The organism is Ochrovirga pacifica (genome assembly GCF_000220525.1).
Taxonomy (GTDB): Bacteria; Bacteroidota; Bacteroidia; order Flavobacteriales; family Flavobacteriaceae; genus Ochrovirga; species Ochrovirga pacifica.
On sequence record NZ_AFPK01000046.1, the window covers coordinates 28271 to 50487 of the forward strand.

18 protein-coding genes are annotated in these 22217 nt (G+C 35.7%); 14 read left to right on the top strand and 4 right to left on the bottom strand.

The annotated features are described in order from the left end of the window. Positions 1 to 69 precede the first annotated feature (69 nt). The 13 genes from FS85_RS0110285 to moaCB all read left to right on the top strand — a co-directional run bounded on the left by FS85_RS0110285 (position 70) and on the right by moaCB (position 15052). Positions 70 to 1443, top strand: a complete 1374-nt coding sequence (locus tag FS85_RS0110285) for a CmpA/NrtA family ABC transporter substrate-binding protein (protein WP_010136176.1) — start codon at positions 70 to 72, stop codon at positions 1441 to 1443. A gap of 109 nt (positions 1444 to 1552) precedes the next feature. Continuing rightward, on the top strand, positions 1553 to 2788 hold the full coding sequence (locus FS85_RS0110290) for an ABC transporter permease (RefSeq protein ID WP_010136177.1): 1236 nt from the start codon (positions 1553 to 1555) through the stop codon (positions 2786 to 2788). A 20-nt stretch (positions 2789 to 2808) separates the two neighbouring features. Then, positions 2809 to 3660, top strand: coding sequence for an ABC transporter ATP-binding protein (locus FS85_RS0110295; RefSeq protein ID WP_010136178.1), 852 nt, complete (start codon positions 2809 to 2811; stop codon positions 3658 to 3660). Between the two features lie 14 nt (positions 3661 to 3674). Beyond that, positions 3675 to 4481, top strand: coding sequence for an ABC transporter ATP-binding protein (locus tag FS85_RS0110300; protein ID WP_010136179.1), 807 nt, complete (start codon positions 3675 to 3677; stop codon positions 4479 to 4481). 80 nt (positions 4482 to 4561) lie between these two features. Continuing rightward, positions 4562 to 5836, top strand: a complete 1275-nt coding sequence (locus FS85_RS0110305; RefSeq protein WP_010136180.1) for an alginate export family protein — start codon at positions 4562 to 4564, stop codon at positions 5834 to 5836. Positions 5837 to 6028: 192 nt separating this feature from the next. Further along, positions 6029 to 6502, top strand: coding sequence for a globin domain-containing protein (locus tag FS85_RS0110310; RefSeq protein WP_010136182.1), 474 nt, complete (start codon positions 6029 to 6031; stop codon positions 6500 to 6502). 105 nt (positions 6503 to 6607) lie between these two features. Continuing rightward, complete coding sequence (locus tag FS85_RS0110315) at positions 6608 to 10135, top strand: nitrate reductase (protein WP_010136184.1); 3528 nt, start codon at positions 6608 to 6610, stop codon at positions 10133 to 10135. Between the two features lie 6 nt (positions 10136 to 10141). Beyond that, positions 10142 to 11578: a rubredoxin gene (locus tag FS85_RS0110320; protein WP_010136185.1), complete on the top strand. Its 1437-nt coding sequence runs from the start codon at positions 10142 to 10144 to the stop codon at positions 11576 to 11578. A 35-nt stretch (positions 11579 to 11613) separates the two neighbouring features. Then, complete coding sequence (locus FS85_RS0110325; RefSeq protein WP_010136186.1) at positions 11614 to 12807, top strand: molybdopterin molybdotransferase MoeA; 1194 nt, start codon at positions 11614 to 11616, stop codon at positions 12805 to 12807. A 3-nt stretch (positions 12808 to 12810) separates the two neighbouring features. Then, a complete protein-coding gene (gene mobA, locus FS85_RS15495) occupies positions 12811 to 13377 on the top strand; it encodes a molybdenum cofactor guanylyltransferase (RefSeq protein ID WP_010136187.1) in 567 nt (188 codons plus the stop codon). After that, positions 13374 to 13613 (top strand): MoaD/ThiS family protein, encoded by a 240-nt coding sequence (locus tag FS85_RS15500; protein ID WP_010136188.1) that lies wholly within the window; start codon positions 13374 to 13376, stop codon positions 13611 to 13613. The genes mobA and FS85_RS15500 overlap by 4 nt, the downstream gene beginning before the upstream one ends. A 70-nt stretch (positions 13614 to 13683) precedes the next feature. Next, positions 13684 to 14112 carry a molybdenum cofactor biosynthesis protein MoaE gene (locus FS85_RS0110340; RefSeq protein WP_010136189.1) on the top strand — a complete coding sequence of 143 codons (429 nt, stop codon included), beginning with the start codon at positions 13684 to 13686 and terminating at the stop codon, positions 14110 to 14112. Between the two features lie 31 nt (positions 14113 to 14143). After that, positions 14144 to 15052, top strand: a complete 909-nt coding sequence (gene moaCB, locus FS85_RS0110345; RefSeq protein WP_010136191.1) for a bifunctional molybdenum cofactor biosynthesis protein MoaC/MoaB — start codon at positions 14144 to 14146, stop codon at positions 15050 to 15052. A gap of 27 nt (positions 15053 to 15079) precedes the next feature. Here the strand turns inward: moaCB and FS85_RS0110350 are convergent, their stop codons facing one another. The 4 genes from FS85_RS0110350 to FS85_RS0110365 all read right to left on the bottom strand — a co-directional run bounded on the left by FS85_RS0110350 (position 15080) and on the right by FS85_RS0110365 (position 21575). Further along, complete coding sequence (locus tag FS85_RS0110350; RefSeq protein WP_010136193.1) at positions 15080 to 16600, bottom strand: sulfatase family protein; 1521 nt, start codon at positions 16598 to 16600, stop codon at positions 15080 to 15082. A 16-nt stretch (positions 16601 to 16616) separates the two neighbouring features. After that, complete coding sequence (locus FS85_RS0110355) at positions 16617 to 18377, bottom strand: arylsulfatase (RefSeq protein WP_010136194.1); 1761 nt, start codon at positions 18375 to 18377, stop codon at positions 16617 to 16619. 255 nt (positions 18378 to 18632) lie between these two features. Further along, entirely contained in the window at positions 18633 to 20042 is a 1410-nt protein-coding gene (locus tag FS85_RS0110360; protein WP_010136195.1) for a glycoside hydrolase family 28 protein, read from the bottom strand. A 108-nt stretch (positions 20043 to 20150) separates the two neighbouring features. Continuing rightward, entirely contained in the window at positions 20151 to 21575 is a 1425-nt protein-coding gene (locus tag FS85_RS0110365; protein ID WP_010136196.1) for a sulfatase family protein, read from the bottom strand. A gap of 71 nt (positions 21576 to 21646) precedes the next feature. Here FS85_RS0110365 and FS85_RS0110370 point away from each other — a divergent pair, with 71 nt between their 5' ends. Then, on the top strand, positions 21647 to 21895 hold the full coding sequence (locus FS85_RS0110370) for a hypothetical protein (RefSeq protein ID WP_010136197.1): 249 nt from the start codon (positions 21647 to 21649) through the stop codon (positions 21893 to 21895). The last annotated feature ends 322 nt before the right edge of the window (positions 21896 to 22217 follow it).

Genomic DNA, 22217 nt, shown 5'->3' on the forward strand with positions numbered 1-22217 from the left:
CGTAAATAAATTACGTACTTAACTTTGCTAAAACTAAGTATCAATACTTAAAAACTAAATCAGCAAAAAATGAAAATTACATCTCTAAACATCATCACACTGTTTGCTTCCGCTGTTTTTATCACCTCATGCGGAGGAAAAAAGAAAAAAACCACAACAGAAACTACTGCTCCCGCAACAACTACAAGTCTAGAAATTGAAAAACCGCAATTAACTTTTGGTTTTATCAAATTAACAGACATGGCACCATTGGCAATTGCTAAGGAAAAAGGTTTTTTTGAAGAAGAAGGTTTGTTTGTTTCTGTAGAAGCACAATCTAACTGGAAAAACATCTTAGACAGAGTTATTGACGGACAATTAGACGGATCACACATGCTTGCAGGACAACCAATTGCTGCTGGCGCTGGATTTGGTCGTCAGGCAGAACTGGTAACTCCATTTTCAATGGACTTAAACGGAAACGGAATCACAGTATCTAACAAAGTATGGGAAGGCATGAAACCCCACGTAAAAAAAGATAGTGATGGCAAACCCGTACATCCAATTAGTGCAGATGCCTTGAAACCTGTAATTACAGCTTACAAAAACGAAGGTAAACCTTTTAAAATGGGAATGGTATTTCCAGTATCAACACACAACTATGAAATTAGATACTGGTTAGCTGCTTCTGGAATTCACCCTGGTATGTATTCAGCAGACAACATTCAAGGACAAATTGATGCTGAAGTGTTACTCTCTGTAACGCCACCACCACAAATGCCTGCTACTTTAGAAGCAGGGACCATTTACGGATACTGTGTGGGAGAACCATGGAACCAACAAGCAGTAGCCAAAGGAATTGGAGTGCCCGTAACCACTAATTACGATATCTGGAAAAACAACCCAGAAAAAGTATTTGTTATGACTAAAAAGTTTGTAGAAGAAAACCCTAACACTGCCGTAGCTGTTACCAAAGCATTGATTAGAGCTGGTAAATGGTTAGATACTCCAGGAAACAGACAAGAAGCTGTAGAAATATTATCTAAACCAGAATATGTGGGTGCTCCTGTAAACGTACTAGCCAACTCTATGACAGGAACTTTTGAGTTTGAAAAAGGAGACAAACGTGAAATGCCAGACTTTAACGTTTTCTACCGCTACAACGCAACATATCCTTTTTATTCTGATGCAGTATGGTTCTTAACCCAAATGAGAAGATGGGGACAAATTCCTACAGAAAAACCTGCTGACTGGTACGATACCAAAGCTAAAGAAATTTACAGACCTGACATCTGGATAAAAGCTGCAAAGTTATTAGCTGAAGAAGGAAAAATTCCAACATCAGACATCCCAGAAACAGATGGATACAAACCAGCTACGACCGATTTCATTGACGGAAACAAGTATGACGGTAAAGATCCTATTGGATACATCAACTCTTTTGAAATAGGAAACAAAAACTAATCTAACTTTTAGATTCATTATTCAAAAGCAACAGAGCTAACAAAACTCTGTTGCTTTTACTACAACGCACTGAACTTATTAAGGATACAAAAGGAAAAAACAAAATACAATGAAAGATTCAATTATTAGAATAACCAAAATGATTGGCTTGGGATTTTTAGAACCCGTTATCAGACTAATTCATAAAGAAGATCCACAAAAAAACATTAGAGAGATTTTTAGAAAAATCATTGCTCCTATTGCCTCTATCATCATTTTTGTTTTTTTATGGAACTCTGGAGCCAATGCATTATTCAACAGTCTTTCAACATCAAAAATAGAAAAAGCTAGAGACGTTGGAGGAGACAAAGAAGCCGAACGCGTTGCTAAATTAATTCAATCAGCTAAAGAAAAACTGAATGGAGAATTTATCATTTCAGAAGATCCTGCTGATTTAAAAGCACTTGAAAACAATAATGTTTACGCCGTAGCCATTGCCAAAGAAGATGGTTCTTACGACATTAAAAGCGGATTGACTCCGGCAGAAAAAAAAGAAGTTCCCGTTACGTTGCCCTCACCTTTTCAAACTAAAAATGCTTTTTACACTTTATTAATAGACTATAAAGTTGTACGCGCTAACAAAGCATCGTTTAAAGAAAAAACTTTTGAAATGAACAAAAAGCGTGTTGCTAATGGTAAAAAAGCAATTACCTACACAGGTAGACCTTCTTTTGTAGACCAAATTAAAACAAGTTTAAAAACGGTTTTTGCTGGTTTTCTACTTGCGTTGTTCATTGCTGTTCCCATCGGAATTATTGTAGGGCTTAGTAAAACACTAAGAGGTTCTATTAGCTGGATTATACAAATTTTTAAACCCGTTTCCCCCGTAGTATGGCTATTATTAGTTACTATGATTGTTACTACTTTATTAAGAAACTCAGATAGTGATAGTTCTTTTATCATTTCTTTTATCTCGGTTGGACTATGTTCTATGTGGGCAACCTTAGTAAACACAGCTATGGGAGTTGCTTCTGTAAACACAGATTACATTAATGTAGCAGAAGTTTTAAAACTAAAACCTTTACAAAAAATAACCAAAGTAGTTCTACCTGCTTCTTTACCTCTAATTTTTACCGGATTAAGAATTACACTTTCTGTTGCTTGGATGGTATTAATTGCAATCGAACTATTAGCTCAATCGCCAGGTTTAGGTTCTTTTGTTTGGGAAGAATTTCAAAATGGAGCCAATGATTCTAACTCCAAAATTATCGTAGCCATGTTTGTTATTGGTTTGATTGGTTTTGCACTAGATCGTATTATGCTTTTTATACAAGGACTCATCTCTTTTGAAAAAGAAACCATTTAACAAAGTAAAAACTAGAACCTATGGCAATACTTGAACTAAAAAACATATACAAAACCTACAATCACACTAAAGAATACAAAGGTGAAATTTTAGACAACATCAACCTTAGTATAGAAGAAGGAGAATTTGTAGCAATTGTAGGATTCTCGGGTAGCGGAAAAACCACTTTAGTAAACATGGTAAATGGTTTGCTAAAACCCACCGAAGGAGAAGTACTATTTAAACAAAAACCTGTTACAGGAACAAGCCACGAAAGGGGAGTTATTTTCCAGAACTACTCACTACTCCCTTGGCTTACTGTATATCAAAATATTGATGTAGCCATTCAACAAGCTTTTCCAAAAGCCTCTAAACAAGAAAAAGATGTTCGTGTAAAAGAACACATCGAAATGGTAGGACTTACACACGCCACTAACAAAAGACCTAAAGAACTTTCTGGTGGTATGAGACAACGCGTATCGGTAGCAAGAGCCTTAAGCATGAATCCAGAAATGATTATTATGGACGAACCTCTAGGTGCTCTGGATGCCTTAACTCGCGGAAACCTTCAAGACGAAATTTTGCGAATTTGGGAAACTAGCAAAAGAACAGCTTTACTTATCACCAACGACGTTGATGAAGCAATCTACATGGCCGACAGAATTATTCCCTTAAACCCTGGACCAAAAGCAACATTAGGACCAGAATTTAAAGTAAATATTGAAAGACCCAGAGATAAAACTAGCTTAAACGACAACCCTGAATACAAAAAAACTCGTAATCAAATTATGGAGTATTTAATGGATCTTGGTGAACAACAAGCAGCACAAAGCACCGTAGAATACGAGCTACCAGAAATTCAACCCAAAGATTTTAGATGGCATAGCAAATAAAAAAACTAACGATTATGTTTACAGGACACAAAGAAATGGAACGCTTTCCTTCTAACGAAGTGATGCTAGATTTAATAGACTTAAAAAAAGTATACCCAACTCCCAAAGGAGATTATGTAGTATTAGAAAACCTAAACCTACAAATAAAAAAAGAAGAATTTATTACCATTATTGGACACTCCGGATGTGGAAAAACCACCATGCTATCGATGATTGCTGGTTTGAACGAAATTTCAGGTGGTAAAATATCAGTACTAGGAAGCAGTATTAAAGGACCAGGCCCAGACAGAGGAGTTATTTTTCAAGCTCCTAGCCTAATGCCTTGGCTAACCACACTAGAAAACGTAATGCTAGGGGTAAAAAAAGTATACCCACACGCCACCAAAAAACAAAAACTTGACATTTGCAAATACTACCTTCACAAAGTAGGAATGGACAATGCCATCAACAAAAGAGCTTCTGACATTTCTCAAGGAGAACAACAACGTGTTGGAATTGCCAGAGCGTTTGCTATTAAACCTAAAGTTTTATTATTAGACGAACCTTTTGGAATGCTAGACTCCCTAACCAGAGGTCAACTACAAGATGTTTTGATTGACGTTTGGAACAAAGAAAAAATTACCGCTGTAATGATTACACACGACGTAGACGAAGCTATTTTTTTAGCCGATAGAGTGGTAATGATGACAAGCGGACCTAGAGCCAAAATTGGCGATGTGCTTTCTATAGATTTTGAAAGACCCAGAACACGAAAAGCTATTTTAGAACATGACGATTACTACAACTACCGAAAGCATTTGATTGACTTTTTAGAACACTAACCCTACTATTTTACAAACAAAAACTAACACTAAAAATTACACATTATCAATCTAAATAAAACCTAAAACAATCACTTCTTATGAAACTAAAACAAATCTTACTAACCACCGTATTAGCAACAACAGCTATTGCAAATGCACAAGAAAAATCTTCTTTTTCTTTAAGCGGAGAATTTAGACCTAGAACAGAATGGAGAGACGGATTTAACTACAGGTATCAACCCAACGCTGCAGGAGGAAACACCGCAGGTAGAAAAGGAACCGAAGGGTATGTTCTAACTGATGCAAGGGTAGCTCTTAAATCTTCTTACACCACAGATAGCTATACGGTTTTTACAAGCATTCAATCTGTAATTACTAGCGGAGAACGAAGACAAATTATTGCTACCGGAAACAACAAAATTAGATTTCAAGAGGCTTGGGCAGACATCAACCTTAGCGAATCTTTAAGCTTAAAAATAGGACGTCAACCATTGTCTTATGACGATCAAAGAATTCTTGGTGGACTCGGATGGGCACAACAAGCAAGAACTCATGATGTGGGAGTTTTTAAATACAAAAAAGACGGATATTCATTAGACTTAGGATATGGTTTTAACACCGAAACAAACTCTAACAGCTCTAGCGACAACACCTACGATCTTTCAGGATTCTTTTCTTACAGAAAAATAGCATTTGCCCGTGCTAATAAAAAATACGGAAAGCTAAATATTAGTGCCTTAGCATTATACAATGATTTTCAAGACGAAAATGGAACAGGAACTGATGCCATTTCTTCTTTATTAACTGCTGGTTTACACCTAGACTACAAAACAGGAGCTTTATCTCTTAGTGCAAATGGATTTATTCAAGATGGAGATAGAATTTTTGGAGGAAACCATCAAGAAATCAACAATGCGTTTTTAGCTAGCTTAGATGCAACCTATAAAGTATCAGACAAAGTATCTGTACTTGCAGGTGGAGAAGTAATTTCTGGAGCAAACAGCGATTCTCAAGCATTCTTCCCTTTGTTTGGAACCAATCATAAATTTAACGGTTTAATGGATCGTTTTTATGTAGGAAACCATGCAGTAGGTCAAGGATTGGTAGATCTAAACGTTGGTGTTTCTACCAAAATAGCAGGAGCGGCTGTATCTTTAAAAGGACACCATTTTACCTCTGAATCTTCTAGCGATGATTTTGGTCAAGAAGTAGATTTAGTGATTGCAAAAGGATTTAAAGGATTTAAAGTTGTTGGAGGATACTCTCAATTTTTTGAAGACGATAAATATCCTAATCCTGCAGGAAATGCATTGGGGAAAGACACACAAAACTGGGCTTGGTTAATGTTAATCATTGCTCCTAAATTTTTATAAGAAAAAAGACCTTCCTTAGTCTTTAGTATTCAGTGCGTAAGCCCAAACATATTGTTTGGGCTTTTACCTTTAAAACAACCTTTTCACAATAGAACTACCAACATAAAACAAGTTTACTGTTGCCTAACTCCTACAACTAACCAAACTACATACTCCTAATTTTGTTTCACACTACTTAAAAGAGCTAGACCTATGGCATTTTTTAAAAAACTTAGAAAAAAAGAAGCTACCCCAAACCACAGCAACCTACTACCCAAAAACACCATTTTACAGGTACAGACTTCACTACAAAAGGTTTTGCAAACCACAAAAACAATAAGCCCTATATTTTACGCACAATTATTTGAAATAGACCCTAGTACAAGACCTCTTTTCTCTACAGAAAACGACCAACAATTAAAACAACAAGAAACTAAATTCACCCTAATGCTTTCTGCAATTGTAAACAGCCTTACAAACCTAGACAGTCTAATACCCGTACTGCAAGACTTAGGTAAAAAACATCTAAATTACAAAGTTCAAAAATCGCATTACGAAACTTTTGGCATTGCATTATTAAGTACCTTTGCACTAATCCTTGCGGATGATTTTACACAAGAAACCAAAAAAGCTTGGGAAGACACTTACGGATTAATTGCCTCCATTATTACAGAATCCAGCTATTAAAACTAAAACCTCTTAATATAAAACTCAAAATAAATTACGTATAAATACTTAAAAAATACGTATTTTTAGTATATTTGCGTTAGATAATACTTAAAAATCTACCGCATGTCAACGTATCAATCCTACAAATCAACCTGTTCTTATTGCGGAGTAGGTTGCGGAATAATAGTAGACAAAGACCCACACGGCACTCTAAAAGTAAAAGGAGATCCAGACCATCCTGTAAACAAAGGAATGTTATGCTCCAAAGGGATGAACCTACATTACGTAGCCCAAGACACTACAGACAGAATTCTATACCCTGAAATGAAATGGAGTAAAAACCACCCATTAAAAAAGGTTTCGTGGGACACAGCTTTTGACAGAGCTGCTGCTGTCTTTAACTCTATTATAAAAAAATACGGCCCTGATAGCATAGGTTTTTATGTTTCAGGACAATGCTTAACAGAAGAATATTACCTTGTTAACAAGCTTACCAAAGGATTTATTGGCACAAACAACATAGATACCAATTCTAGACTTTGTATGAGCTCTGCAGTAGTGGGCTATAAAAAAGCTTTGGGTGATGATGCCGTACCTATTGCCTACGCAGACATAGAGCTAGCAGATGTTTTTTTAATTACAGGAGCCAACCCTGCATGGTGTCATCCTATTTTATTCAGACGACTAGAAGCTCATAAAGAACAAAATCCTGAAACAAAAATTATTGTTGTAGATCCAAGAAAAACACAAACAGCAATGATGGCCGATTTACATTTGCAAATTCAACAAGGAACCGATGTAGTTCTTAACAACGCTTTGGTTCGTTTGCTAATTGAAACAGGAAAAGTTGACTGGAATTTCATAGAAAACCACACCAATAATTTTGAAGCCGTTAAACAACAAGTTTTTGAAACCTCTATAGAAAATGCTGCAAAAATCTGTGATATTAATGTAGCAGATTTAAAACTTGCAGCCCAATACATTGGTGATGCCAAAGGTTTTATTAGCATGTGGACTATGGGGTTGAATCAAAGTATTATTGGTGTAGACAAAAACGTATCACTTTTAAACATCTCTTTAGTAACTGGGCAAATAGGAAAACCTGGATCAGGTCCTTTTTCCCTTACAGGACAACCCAACGCTATGGGAGGAAGAGAAGTTGGTGGAATGGCCAATCTGCTTGCCGTACACAAAGACTTAAACAATCCTGAGCATCGTAAAGAGGTTTCCGATTTTTGGAACAGCAAGCCCATCAATCCAAAACCAGGTTATACAGCCACACAAATGTTTGATGCTTTAGACAAAGGAGAGTTAAAAGCAATTTGGATTATCTGCACAAATCCTGTAGTAAGCTTACCTAATTCTAATAAGGTAGAACGTGCTCTAAAAAAAGCCAAATTTGTAGTAGTCCAAGACATATCTCATAATTCTGAAACAACAAAATTCGCAGACTTATTACTCCCAGCAGCTGGATGGCTAGAAAAAGAAGGAACCATGACCAATTCTGAAAGAAGAATTTCTTATTTAGAAAAAGGAATAGAACCTCCTGGAGAATCCCTACCTGATGCAGAGATACTTTGGAGATTTGGACAAGCCATGCACTACAAAGGATTTGATTTTAAAAACTCAGAAGAAGTATATGCAGAATACTGTCAAATGACCAAAGGTACTCAGATTGATATTTCAGAATTATCTTACGACACCTTAAAGAAAAAAGGAACAGTGCAATGGCCTTATCAAAAAAATACAGCAGGAACCGAACGATTGTTTACAGACAAAAAATTCTACACTGCAAACGGAAAAGCAAACTTTACTGTTGCTACACAAATTCACAACCAATCCGAACAGCCTACTCGTGAATTTCCTCTTATACTAAACACTGGAAGAATTAGAGACCAATGGCATACAAGAACCAAAACAGGAAAGGTAAAACGTCTTTTAACCCACATTGATGGACCTTATGTAGAAATGCATCAAGAAGATGCAAAAGAAAGAAACATTACCGAAGGAAGCATCGTAACTGTTAGTAACTCTAGAGGACACACAAGAGTAAAAGCAGTAATTAACAAAGACATCAAAAAAGGAAGCATCTTTATGCCGATGCATTTTGGAAAAATTTCTGACAATGACTTTGGGCGTGCTAACAATTTAACCAATGAGTTGATTGACCCTACTTCTAAAGAACCCGATTTTAAACATGCAGTAGCACAGGTTACTCCCTATGTAAAACTAAACCAAAAAATTTGCATTATTGGTGCTGGTTCAGCAGCTTATCGATTTATACAAACCTATAGAGATTCTAATACCACTGATAAAATTGATGTATTTTCTTTAGAACCTTACCCTTTTTACAACCGTGTTATGTTGCCCGAATATATTAATGAGGAGATGACTTGGGAGCAATTACAAAAAATAAAAAAGGGCGAGCTAGACAAACTAAAAGTTACACTACATGCTAGCTGCGGAATTGAAAAAATAGACAATGAACACAAACAAATTATAGACAGCAAAGGACACACACACTCGTACGATTTGTTACTAATTGCTACAGGTAGCAGTGCTTTTGTTCCCAAAGACTATAGAATGGATTTGGCAGGAGCATTTACCATGAGAACTAAAAAAGATGCCGATACTTTAAAACAACATCTTACCAAAACAGGGCTTCCAGAAAACGAGCAACACGTAACAATTGTTGGTGGCGGGTTGTTAGGGTTAGAACTTGCAGCTTCACTTTCTAAAATCAACATAAAATCTAGTATTGTACAAAGAGGAAACCGCTTAATGGAACGACAGCTAGATTTAATTTCTAGCAAATTATTGGCACAAGATGTTTTAGAAAGAAATATTGATATTTTCTTTAACAATCAAGTAGATACTGTTTTTGAAACCTCTACCGATACACATTTAGAAGTTCAATTAAAAACAGGAAAAGTCATCAACACCAACGCCATTGTGTACGCTATTGGAACCGTACCAAATATTGATTTAGCCAAAGCTATCCACTTAAAATGTGGTAGAGGAATAGAAGTAAACCAACATTTACAAACAAGTGATCCTAGTATTTTTGCTTTGGGTGAGGTAGCCCAATTTCAAGGAAAACTTTTTGGAATTACTTCTGCAGCAGAACAACAAGCCGATGTGGCTGCTAAATATATTTTAGGTGATTTAGGCAGCATTTACAATGGTTCTGTATTAATGAACATTCTAAAATTTGAAAATTTAGATTTGTGTAGTATTGGAAACTTAGAAATTCCCAAAGGCAATCCTTCTTACGAACAAATTGTACTTACAGATGAACGCAAACGCTATTACAAAAAATGTATTGTTAGAGACGATGTATTGGTAGGAGCTATATTGATGGGAGACAAAAAGGAATTTGCTGAATTTAAATCTCTAATTGAAGATCGAGTAGAATTATCTGACAAAAGAAACGAACTTTTACGTGGTAGTGGTGGCGGAGAACCTGTTTTAGGAAAACTGATTTGTTCTTGTAGCCAAATTGGTGAAGGAAACTTACAAAAAGCCATTGACAGCGGCTGCACCGACTTTACAGAGCTTTGCAAAACAACAGGAGCAGGAATGGGTTGTGGTAGTTGCAAACCAGAAGTAAGAGATCTTTTAAACGAATCGCTATCTTTAGCTAATGCTTAGACCCATATGAAAACATTAAAACGCATATTTATTCACGGAGGCGTTACCACTCCCAACGAATTAAAACACATTATACAACTTGCCAAGGCCTTAAACCTTAACAGCATTCACTTTGGCTCTAGACAAGACATTTTATTGCCTGTAAAAACCAAGCAAGAACATTTGTTTAAAACATATTTTCCTGAATACAAACAAGATATAGAAGAAAATCATAAATTTCAAAACATTGTTTCGTCATACGTTGCTGCAGATATCCTTCCTCAAACCTCTTGGCTACGTGCCACTACATACCTGTATATACACGAAGATTTTAAATACAATCCTACCTTAAAAATTAATTTAGTAGATCCACAACAAAATTTGGTACCTATTTACAATGGACAACTGAATTTTATTGCATCTAAAACTGAAGATTATTGGTATTTAAACCTCAACCTTCCTGGATGGAAGAAAGATATTGATTATCCAGTACTTGTTTATACTTGGAACATTGCTAAAATTGCCAAAGCCATTGAACAAGAATATCAGAATTCTAGTAATATTAACGAACTTTATAATCGTGTAAATCAACTGGTAGACACCAACAACAAAACCATTACTGAGCCCTTATCTATTCCTTACAGACCCTTTCCCTATTACGAGGGAATGAATAAAATGGGAATTCAACAATACTGGCTTGGCTTATATTGGCGAAACAACCAGTACGATTTAAAGTTTTTAGAAGAATTTTGTGATTTTTGCATGGATTATAAGATTAGTAGAATCTGTATCACTCCTTGGAAATCTTTTATTGTTAAGGGAATTGATAAAGAATATAAATTTATGTTAGAAAAGTTTTTAGGGCAACGTGGAATCAACATCCGACATTCGTCCCTAGAGCTTAACTGGCACTTACCTGTTGCTAACAAAGAAGCCTTAAAACTTAAACGTTTTATTGTTAAATCTTTTGATCAAAACGATATTAGTACCTACGGACTTACATTAGGATATCATGAAAGAAAATCAGAAACCTCTTATTTTACTTCTTTAATTATTGAAAAAAACCCTGCACCAACGCAAGTACAAGATTTTGAAAACATCCCTACCTACAATCTTTTATATGGTAAAAACTTTAATCCCAACACCAAATCGTACATTACCTATGCTCAGTATGTAGAGCAAATAGAACTACCTGGCTTATTGATGGAACTCAGTCAGCAATACTTTGCTCAGCTAGACAACAGCATCGAAAACATTGCAAAACCAAGTAGCAACATTAAAAATAAAACGACACAAGAAGTATATCAGTGTAGTGAGTGTTTTACTATTTACGACCCTGCTCTAGGTGATGTTACAGCCAATATTGCCCCTAATACTGCTTTTGAGCAATTGCCTGAAAGTTACACTTGTCATTTATGTGAAGCTCCTAAAAGCGAGTTTAAATCTATCGTATTACAAGATTAATTTTCTAATTTCGTCTGTAATTTTTAGACAAGACTATGGATCGTAATTTTATGGTAAGTATAGAGCAGGCAATGCAACTGGTAGATGAATATACTAGTACAGGAACAAAAACAATAACAACATTACAACTAGCCCGCAATCAGTATTTAGCTGACAGCGTAAGTTCCCCTATACACATGCCTCCTTTTCATCAATCTGCAATGGATGGCTATGCTGTACATTTTAATCAAGACCATCAAAACAACTTTGTATTGATTGATGAGATAAAAGCAGGAGATGCTAAAAACCCATCACTGGAACCAGGTGAGGCTGTAAGAATTTTTACCGGAGCTCCTGTACCCAACAATACCAACGCAGTAATTATGCAAGAGAATTGCAACGTACAAAACAATATTTTAATCATTGAAGATCAACTGACCCCAAACAAAAACATTCGTAAACAAGGAGAACAAATTCAGAAAGGAGCCACTGCCTTAGAAAAAGGAGCTTTGCTTAACCCTGCTGCCATTGGTTTTTTGGCCACCTTGGGAATTACAGAAGTAGCTGTTTACAAAATGCCAAAAATCTGCATTGTTGTTACAGGAAATGAGTTGGTTTCCCCTGGAACTCCTTTAAAACATGGACAAATTTACGAAAGCAATGCCATAATGCTACAAACAGCCTTGGCTGAAAAAGGTTTTACAGATGTTGCTATTCTAAAAGTTAAGGATGATTACACCGCTACCAAAGACAGTTTAAAAAACGCCTTAGAAAATTGCAATTTTCTTTTGATTTCTGGAGGAATCTCTGTTGGAGATTACGATTTTGTAGGCAAGGCTTTGTTAGAATTAAATACAGAACAGGTATTTTACAAAATAAAACAAAAACCAGGAAAACCAATGTTTTTTGGAATCAATCAACAAACATTAATTTTTGCTTTGCCTGGAAATCCTGCATCTGCACTTACTTGTTTTTATATTTATATTGATGCAGCTTTGCAAAAACACATCGGAAACCCCAACCACCAAAAACAAACGGTAACCGCCAACTTAAAAAACGATTACGACAAAAAAGGAATCCGAGGAGAATTTCTAAAAGCTACATTGCACCAAAATCAGGTAGAAATTTTACCCAACCAAAGTTCTGCCATGTTAAATAGTTACGCTAAAGCCAATGCTTTAATTTATTTAGAAGAAGGTGTACAAATCTATAATAAAGGAACCAAAGTAACTGTATTCCCCATAGCATAGTTTATGAAAAAGAATATTAGCGGAATTATTTTAGCTGGTGGAAACAGCAAAAGAATGGGAACAGACAAAAGTTTTTTACCCATTAATGGAACTAGCTTTGTAAATCATTTAATACTACAACTTTTTCCTTTTGTTGATGAAATAATTTTGGTAAGCAATCACTCAGAACACGATCAGTTTGCTGCAAGAAGAGTTCTAGATAGCCATGTTAATTTTGGACCTGTAGCAGGTGTATACTCAGGACTAAAAGCCAGTAAATCGGACTTTAATATCGTTATTAGTTGTGATGCTCCCCTAGTTGATTTTCAGGTTTTAGAATATCTTTTTAAACAACGTCGTCAAAAATACGATTTGGTCCAATTCTCTATCCACCATCAACCTACTCCGTTAATTGCTATGTACCATAAAAAGAGTATCTTCTATTTTAGAAAAGCTTTTAAAAACAATACTAGAAGATTAATTTTAGTTACAAAAAAAATGCAGGTAAAAACCATTATAACTCCTAAAAAAATACAGTCAAAATTAGTGAATATTAACCGTCCTGAGGACTTAAAACACATTCCATCATGAAAATTACAGTCAAATATTTTGGCATGTTGCTAGAGCAAACTCAATCCGAAACGGAAGTATTGCACTGTACTGAAGGAAGTACCATTGCCTCGGTTGAAAAAATAGTTTTAGAAAAATATCCTTCATTGCAAAACTTTAGCTACAATATTGCACACAACCGTACGCTTAAAAAAAAGCAACAATCTGTAACCGATGGAGACGAACTTGCCTTTTTGCCTCCCTTTGCAGGAGGATGATTATATTTGTGTATTAGAAAACACAACACTAAAAACAAGAAGTATCACAACTTCTTAAACTTTCCATAAAATGAAAAATGTATTTGTACAAGGAGCCATTACTCCAAGTTTTATTGCCAATTCTATAGAAAAACATCAAACAAAAACCAACATAGGTGCTCACGATATCTTTTTAGGTCAGGTTAGGGCTGATGTAATTGATGGAAAAACCGTTGCCGCTATAGACTATACTGCTTATGAAGAGATGGCCAATGAAAAATTTCACGAAATTAGAGAAACTACGTTTGAGAAATTTGATCTTACCTGTATGCATATTTACCATAGTTTAGGTACAGTAAAAACAGGGGAAATATGCTTGTTTGTTTTTGTATCCTCTCCCAAAAGAAAAGAAGCCATCAAAGCTTTAGAGTATTTGGTGGAAACCATTAAAGCAGAGAGTCCAATTTTTGGAAAAGAGATTTTTGAAGACACATCTCATCAATGGAAAGTAAATAGCTAATTCCTTTTTTATAATTTGTAAATTCTGTAAAATGGTAGACATTACCCACAAAAACGTAACCTTAAGAACCGCTACTGCACAGGCCATTGTAAAAGTAAGTAAGCAAGAAACCATAGAGGCTATTAAAAACAAAACAGTTCCTAAAGGAGATGTTTTTGAAATGAGTCGTGCAGCGGGTTTACTTGGAATTAAACAAACCCCCTACTTGCTACCTGATTGTCATCCATTACCTATAGAGTTTACTGGAGTTGAGTATCAGATTAATGGCTTGGAAATTACCATTTTAATGACCGTAAAAACACTCTACAAAACAGGTGTAGAAGTTGAAGCCATGCATGGAGCAAGTGTAGTTGCCTTAAACTTATACGACATGCTAAAACCTATTGACAAAAAAGTGGAAATAGGAAGCATTAAACTTTTAGAAAAAAGAGGTGGAAAATCTACATATCATAAAAAATCGGGAACAGGACTAAAAGCTGCAGTTATTGTTTGTTCTGATACTATTTCTGCGGGTGATAAAGAAGACAAAGCAGGAAAGGCTATTATTCATAAACTTAAAGAATGTGAAGTTGGAATTGCAGAATACACCATTATTCCGGACGAATCTAATTTAATTCAAGAAAAAGCCATTACGAACAGTGAAAAAAACATCGATCTTATTATCTACACAGGAGGAACTGGATTGTCTCCTAGAGATGTAACTCCAGAAGCATTGCTCCCTATAATTGAAAGACGAATTCCTGGAATTGAAGAAGCCATCCGAAGCTACGGACAAGAAAGAACCCCTTATGCAATGCTGTCTAGAAGTGTAGCAGGTGTCTTAAAAAAATCTTTGGTTTTGGCTTTACCGGGCTCTACCAACGGAGCTAAAGAGTCTATGGAAGCAATATTCCCCGCAGTTTTACACATATACGGAGTATTAAAAGGGGAAAGACATTAGTCTTTCCCTCTTTACTTTTTTACATTTCTAAGCAGGCTCTTTACCTACTTTGTATTGCTGTTTTAATCGTTGCAATTCCTTTTTTAACTTTTTAACCAGAGATGAATGTTGTTTTTTGGGGTAGACATTCTGCATTTCTTTAGGATCTTTTTTCAAATCGTACAGTTCCCACTCTTCTCCATTCGGTACATCTTGGCCATAAAATCGGATAAGCTTGTAACGTTTGTTTGCCACTCCTTCATGTCGACGAACAGAATGCGGTCCTGGATATTCGTAGTAATGGTAATACAATGAACTTCTCCAATCTTTAGGTGTTTTTCCCTTAAGCAAAGGCACTACGCTTTTACCTTGCATATCTTTTGGGATTGGAGCTCCTGCCAAATCTAAAAAAGTCTCTGCAAAATCTATATTCTGTACCAAATCATGGTTTACACTTCCTGCCTTTACAACCCCTGGCCATTTTACAATTAGCGGAGTTCTAAAAGACTCTTCGTACATAAATCGTTTGTCAAACCAACCGTGTTCCCCCATGTAAAACCCTTGATCTGAGGAGTACATAACAATGGTATTTTTATCCAAGCCAGTAGCTTTTAAATAATCCATTAGACGACCAATATTTTCATCAACAGACCAGATACATCGTAAATAATCTTTCATGTACAATTGGTATTTTAATTTAGTTAACTCTTTACCTGTTAACTTTAGATGTTTATATTTTTCAATTCGGTCTGCAAAACGGTCGTCTATTCCTACTTTAATAAAGCGTTCAGGTCTAAAAGTTAAAGGTTTTATTTTTAAATCAGAATCGTCTCTAAACGACGTATTCATATTTAAATCCTGTTCTCTTGCAGCGGTGGTGCGAGTTGCATAGTCGTCAAACAAATTGTCTGGTTCGGGTATATTTACATCTTTGTACAATTGCATATGTTCACGTTTAGGCACCCAAGGTCTGTGTGGTGCTTTTTGATGCACCATTAACATAAATGGCTTTTCTTTATTTCTACCTTTCTCTAACCATCCTAAAGCTTTGTTTGTTACAATATCTGTTACATATCCCTTTTCATTCTTTATCCCTTTTGAAGATAAAAAGTCAGGATTTTTGTATTCTCCTTGTCCCAATAACACCTCCCAATAATCAAAACCCTGCATGTTCCCATCGATATGAATTTTACCAATCATAGCTGTTTGGTATCCATTTTTTCGTAATATTTTTTGAAATTGTTGCTGATTATGATCAAATTTTACTTTGGCTTTGTTGTTATATTTTCCGTGCATATGGCTCATCTTACCTGTTAGCAAAGTAGCCCTACTTGGTGCACAAATAGAGTTTTCAACATATGCTTTTTCAAAACGCATACCCTCTGCTGCCAACTTATCTAAATTGGGTGTTGGATTGATGGATTGCAACCTACCACCATAAGCCCCAATGGTTTGATACGAATGATCGTCTGTAAAAATCCAAATAATGTTTGGCTTTTGTTGTGCATTAATTTTAAAAAAAGTGAACCATACGAATGCTACACAGCAAATAGAATTTATTTTTTTCATTTTATTTGTTTTGCAATTATTTTAAAGGAGTTATGTACGTATAATACACTCCGTATTTTTGTTTTCCTTGAATAAAATCATTCACTAAAAAGGTTTTTCCTTTTTCTAAATTGACTGTAAAAACAACAGCTTCATCTGCTGGCATGATTTGTTTTTCCAACATTTGATTGGCTATTTGTATGCGTACCTTTTCAGGTTGAATGGTTTTGTAATCGAACCATTTTTTGGGGTTTTCTGAAGGAATCCCTAAAATAGGTCCTGGACATTCTTTAGGCCATCTTCTACATTCAATTTGATAGGTTCCATTTTTGGCAATTTCAATAGCATGGGTGTTGTTGGTGTTTTTTAGCCCAGCAGCTACTTGTTCACTCTTCCAAATTCCTTTATCTTCTCCAATGGCATGTTGTATGGTTAGCTTGGTTGTTGTTTGTTCTTTTGTCCCTACAATACTTACAGGCATTTGAGCATATTCTGGATTTTGTTTGCTACGTTGTAAAAACAAAGCGTTTTCTTTTAGCATTTGCGCTACCAATTCGGGATGGTCTTTGGCAACATTGTGCAACTGTTTTCGATCTTTGGCCACATTGTACAGCTCTTTTCCATTTAACAATCTCCAATTGCCTTTTACAATACAAGTTTGTTTTACATCATGCGGTGGTCTCCAATCTTGCCTGTGATGAATAAAAATACTTCTATTGTTAACAACTGGCTTTTTTTTATAGAGATAAGGAGTTAAATCTATTCCATCTAAATTTAGATCTTGTTCTGTTTTTAGATTACACAAACTTATCAATGTAGGAAAAATATCTACGTGAGAACTTGGAATTGAAAGATCTTTCCCTCCTTTAATTTTTCCATCCTTCCACCTAATAAAAAACGGTACTCTATGTCCGCCTTCTGTTTTATATCCCTTTTTGCCACGAAAGCCCATATTGTAGCCTATTTTTAAATCTCCACTCACTCCATTTCCAGTACCATTATCAGTCATAAAAATAAGAATGGTGTTGTCTGCCAATTTTTTCTTTTTTAAATAAGCTTCTAACTTTCCAAAATTCTCATCAATATTGGTTATCATTCCATAAAACTCGGCACTGTAAATTTCTTTCCCCTCCATAGGTTTGTAGGGGTTGCTGTATTTCTGATCTACATATAAAGGACTGTGAGGTGCGTTGGTAGGTAAGTATATAAAAAAGGGCTGATCTTTAGTATCCTCAATAAACTTGATGCTTTCTTGAAACCAAACATCTGTGCAATACCCCTGAAACTGTTTGGGTTGATTGTTGACAAAATATACATCGTTAAAATAATTATTACCCCAGTAGTCAGAAAGTTCGCCTAACCCACCTGCTTTGTGTTGTACTACATGGTTAAAACCAGAATCGGTAGGACGTACAGGATAGTTGTCTCCTAAATGCCATTTTCCAAACATTCCGGTTCTGTATCCGTTTTGTTGAAAAACAGCAGCTATTGTTTGACTTGCTTGTGCTAATGCATCTCTTCCTTTATAAGTTGCCCAAACTCCATTGTTTATGGGATACTGCCCTGTTACAATGGCACTACGCGTAGGTGCACAAAGTGGACTTACATGAAAATCGGTAAAACGAACTGACTTTTTGTAGAATTTGTCTATATGGGGAGTTTTGATATAAGGATTGCCATGACAGCCTAAATCTCCAATTCCTTGATCATCGGTAAGGATAAGGATCACATTAGGTTTTTGCTGTCCATAAAATAGTTGACTGAATGCAAAAAGTAAAAAAGTAAGTATGGATTTCATTTGGTTGATTCTTTAATTGTTTTTAAGACTTGTGGAATTAAACAGCGTTTAAATTAAAAATTCTATCACTTTTAACCTTATTTGTTACTTTTTTTAAAAAGATAAAATCACCTTTATAAAACACTACCACAGCTCTTAAAAAACACCTAAAAACCAAACACTTACCCTATTTAACTAGCCTTTTTTACTTTTTGCATTTAGAAAACTTTTATGTTTGTAAAAATTACTTTTTTTTCGGAATCCTTTCCGAAAAACTTAGTTTACATCTACTAAAACAACCTCTTCCCTTTGGTCTTTTGCTTTTAGATGAAAGCGAATGTTTTTTGTTTTTAGTTGTTTTATATGTCTAGCATACATTCCGTAGGCAGGTGTAGCTCCTAACTTGGTAAACTCTGGGTATTGGGTTTCGTTTTCTGGAACCACAATTTTAGCATCTTCTGCAGTTCCTTTTCCAGATAAGGTAATTTGAATGTCTTCTAACTCGATGCTGCCTATTTTATGATTTGGTGTTCCTGTAAAAAAGAAACCTGTAGAAGGGTTTACTCTGCTGTTTTCTATAGATCTTGTAGTGGCTTTTACGTTTCGTATGGTTACGTTGTTAATAGTACCTACGGGCTGTCTTTTTGCATCTCTGTACACCAACCTTCTTTCTCCTAGGCGAATAAAAATAGGCATTTCTACGTTTGTCATTTCTATGTTTTCTATACATACATTGTTGATGTTAGCACCATCGACACTTAGAATTTTAATTCCACCACCGCGGGTATCGTGAATAAAACAATCTTTTATAGTAATGTTGGTAAAATCTCCCATAGATTCGGTTCCGAATTTAATGGCACCCCATTCGCTTTTAATTTTACATTTTTTTACAACCACATCGCTAGAAGGCTTTGGACTTGTTGATTTAAAGCAGATGGCATCGTCTCCTGAATCGATGGTACAGTTTTTTATTTCTCCGTGTGTACTAGAGTCAATATCAATAGCATCGTTGTTTTTGTTGGCATGGCTGTGAATGTCGATTCCATCTACCAAAAAGTTTGTACATTGAAAAAAGTGCACTGTCCATGCTGCAGGTTGACGTAAATGAATGTCTTTTAACTGTACGCCATTGACACGTACTAAGCGAAGTAGAAAAGGACGGTCAAAATTTCCTACTTTTCCGCCTGCGTATAGTGCTTTGTTATTGTTGGTTTTTACCTCATCGACCTTTTCTTTTTGTCCCAACTTTTTTAATGTTTCTTTTACCTTTGCACGTGTAAACAGGTGGCCTTGACCATCGATAGTTCCTTTGCCTGTAATGGCTACGTTTTTTGCATCTATGGCACCTACAAGGCATTTTCCTCTTAACTGACCTGTGGCATCGACAAAAGCATCTATACTTTGGTAATCGTTGGGATTGCTGCTACCCAGCAAGGTGCTATTTTCTTTTATATGCAAGGTTACATGATCTTTTAGCAACAAAGTTCCGCTTACAAAGGTTCCTCCTTCTAAAACTACAGTCCCCCCACCTGCTTTGGCACAAGCATCAATAGTGTTTTGAATGGCTTTGGTGTTTACAGTTTTTCCATCGGCTAGAGCACCGTAATCGTTAACATTCCACTTGGTTTGTTTACCACAAGAGACTGATAAAGTAATAAAAACAACAGCGATTAATTTTTTTAACATGATTTGATTTTTTGGTTTATTCGTTTTCGTGTACGCACACAAATATAGGAATCTACCAATTAAGTGGTTCTAACAAATGTTTTTTTAGCTTGTTCTTATGGTTTTGTTTTACTTCTTTTTAGAGTTGCTTTTATCACCAGCAGTTGCTTTGTTTATATATGCTTGACGTTTGTTTTCTTCTCTATCGCAGTTAAATAAATGGGCATCTTGCCATAGGGGATCTACATTATTTTTTGCCCATTGATCGTACATTTTGGCCAATTGTGTTACTTTTTCTGGATGTTTGTGTGCTAGGTTGTTTTGTTCGTATGGGTCTTTTTTGATATTGAACAAAAAGGTTTTCTTTTTATAGTAAGAGTATATCAATTTAAAGTCTTTGTGTCTAACAGCAAACCCTTTTCCTCCTGAATATTGCCAGTACATGGGTCTTTCTTTTAGGGTTTTGCTTTTTTTAGTTAGTATGGGTAGTAAATTAACACCGTCTATGTTTTTACTAGCAGGTACTTGGGTGTTGGTGGCTGCTAGGATTGTAGGAAAAATATCTAGGGCAATGATGGGCTCTTTGTAGGTTCTGTTTCCTTTGATTTTGTTAGGCCAACTGATGACAAAGGGTTCGCGTATTCCGCCCTCGAACAGCATTCCTTTGTGACCTCTATAAGGAGCGCTGCTTGCCCCGTGAGAATGTCCTCCGTTGTCTGAATAAAATACAATTAAGGTATTGTTGTATACTCCTGTTTCTTTTAATTTTTGAATGACCTTTCCGATTCCTGCATCCATCCCTGCAACCATGGCTGCGTAGGCTGCTCTTTCTCCGTTTTCTATATGTGTTACTAAATTGGTGTACTCTTTAGTAGCTTGGATGGGTGCATGAGGTGCGTTGTAGGCTAAGTACATAAAAAATGGCTGTTCTGTTTTACTGTATTGGTCTATGTAGTTTATGGCTTGGTTAGAAAAATCGTCCGTAAGGTAAGTTAATGTGTTTTCTGGAACTGGTTTTCCGTTTTTCATAACTCCCAATTCTTTGTTTTTGGGTGTGGTTTTTCCCCAGTAATTGAAACCACCACCGCTAAAGCCAAACCAATCTTTGAACCCCCTTTGGTTGGGTAAAAACTTGTGAGCATTTCCTAGGTGCCATTTTCCGATGGCACAAGTGTGGTAGTTGTTTTGTTGTAAAACTTCGGAAATCATGAGTTCGTTTAGTGGCAAACCAATAACGGTATCTTCGTTTTGTTTTTCGTTTTCTGGGTTGTTTTCGTGGCCGAACTTTTGTTGGTATCTACCTGTTAACAATCCGGCACGGCTGGGGCTACAATATGGATGAGACGAGTATCCTTGGCTAAAAATAACTCCGTCTTTGGCTAAAGCGTTTAAGTTAGGGGTAGGAATATCGGTTGCTCCGTTAAAGCCTACATCGCCCCATCCTTGGTCGTCTGACAAAATAATTAATATGTTGGGTTGTTTGCTTTTTTGAGCTTGTAAAGTAGTGCAGCAGAAAGCTAACAGTAGCGTAAGGTATCCGTAGTATTTTTTCATTTTAATGTATTTGTATTTTTACTCTAAAATTATAGGATTGATTTTTCTCTAATTTATACAAATGTTTTTTGATGAGACATATATGTTCTTTCTCTGTTACTACATTGGCTTGTTTTTACTGGTATTTTATGGATGTTTGGTTGTTCTTGTTTTGTATTGTGTATATAGATTACAGACATTATTGGTATGCATACTGTATTTTGCAACTAGATATGCTTATTGTTTTACAAGAACACAAAAATGTTGCTACAGAACAGCAGAATGTTACACAAGGGTTAGAAGATTTTGATTGGGAACAGCAACATGTTATAACAGGATAGCATAATGTTATGCAAGTATAGAATAATGTTGAATGGGCATAGCAAAATGTTACAACAGGATAGCATAATGTTATGCAAGTATAGAATAATGTTGAATGGGCATAGCAAAATGTTACAACAGGATAGCATAATGTTATGCAAGTATAGAATAATATTGAATGGGCATAGCAACATGTTACAACAGGATAGCATAATGTTATGAAAGGGTAAGATATTATTAAATGATGACTAATAATAAGTGCTACTGTATCTGTTCTTTACTATGTTGGATGATAAAATTTGCTTGCATTGAACTCAACTTTTTTTTGAGCACTTACAAACT

Bases quoted from the DNA above. Each gene is read 5' to 3' on its own strand.
- FS85_RS0110285 (WP_010136176.1), top strand. From the start codon at position 70: ATGAAAATTACATCTCTAAACATCATCACACTGTTTGCTTCCGCTGTT.
- FS85_RS0110290 (WP_010136177.1), top strand. From the start codon at position 1,553: ATGAAAGATTCAATTATTAGAATAACCAAAATGATTGGCTTGGGATTT.
- FS85_RS0110295 (WP_010136178.1), top strand. From the start codon at position 2,809: ATGGCAATACTTGAACTAAAAAACATATACAAAACCTACAATCACACT.
- FS85_RS0110300 (WP_010136179.1), top strand. From the start codon at position 3,675: ATGTTTACAGGACACAAAGAAATGGAACGCTTTCCTTCTAACGAAGTG.
- FS85_RS0110305 (WP_010136180.1), top strand. From the start codon at position 4,562: ATGAAACTAAAACAAATCTTACTAACCACCGTATTAGCAACAACAGCT.
- FS85_RS0110310 (WP_010136182.1), top strand. From the start codon at position 6,029: ATGGCATTTTTTAAAAAACTTAGAAAAAAAGAAGCTACCCCAAACCAC.
- FS85_RS0110315 (WP_010136184.1), top strand. From the start codon at position 6,608: ATGTCAACGTATCAATCCTACAAATCAACCTGTTCTTATTGCGGAGTA.
- FS85_RS0110320 (WP_010136185.1), top strand. From the start codon at position 10,142: ATGAAAACATTAAAACGCATATTTATTCACGGAGGCGTTACCACTCCC.
- FS85_RS0110325 (WP_010136186.1), top strand. From the start codon at position 11,614: ATGGATCGTAATTTTATGGTAAGTATAGAGCAGGCAATGCAACTGGTA.
- mobA (WP_010136187.1), top strand. From the start codon at position 12,811: ATGAAAAAGAATATTAGCGGAATTATTTTAGCTGGTGGAAACAGCAAA.
- FS85_RS15500 (WP_010136188.1), top strand. From the start codon at position 13,374: ATGAAAATTACAGTCAAATATTTTGGCATGTTGCTAGAGCAAACTCAA.
- FS85_RS0110340 (WP_010136189.1), top strand. From the start codon at position 13,684: ATGAAAAATGTATTTGTACAAGGAGCCATTACTCCAAGTTTTATTGCC.
- moaCB (WP_010136191.1), top strand. From the start codon at position 14,144: ATGGTAGACATTACCCACAAAAACGTAACCTTAAGAACCGCTACTGCA.
- FS85_RS0110350 (WP_010136193.1), bottom strand. From the start codon at position 16,600: ATGAAAAAAATAAATTCTATTTGCTGTGTAGCATTCGTATGGTTCACT.
- FS85_RS0110355 (WP_010136194.1), bottom strand. From the start codon at position 18,377: ATGAAATCCATACTTACTTTTTTACTTTTTGCATTCAGTCAACTATTT.
- FS85_RS0110360 (WP_010136195.1), bottom strand. From the start codon at position 20,042: ATGTTAAAAAAATTAATCGCTGTTGTTTTTATTACTTTATCAGTCTCT.
- FS85_RS0110365 (WP_010136196.1), bottom strand. From the start codon at position 21,575: ATGAAAAAATACTACGGATACCTTACGCTACTGTTAGCTTTCTGCTGC.
- FS85_RS0110370 (WP_010136197.1), top strand. From the start codon at position 21,647: ATGAGACATATATGTTCTTTCTCTGTTACTACATTGGCTTGTTTTTAC.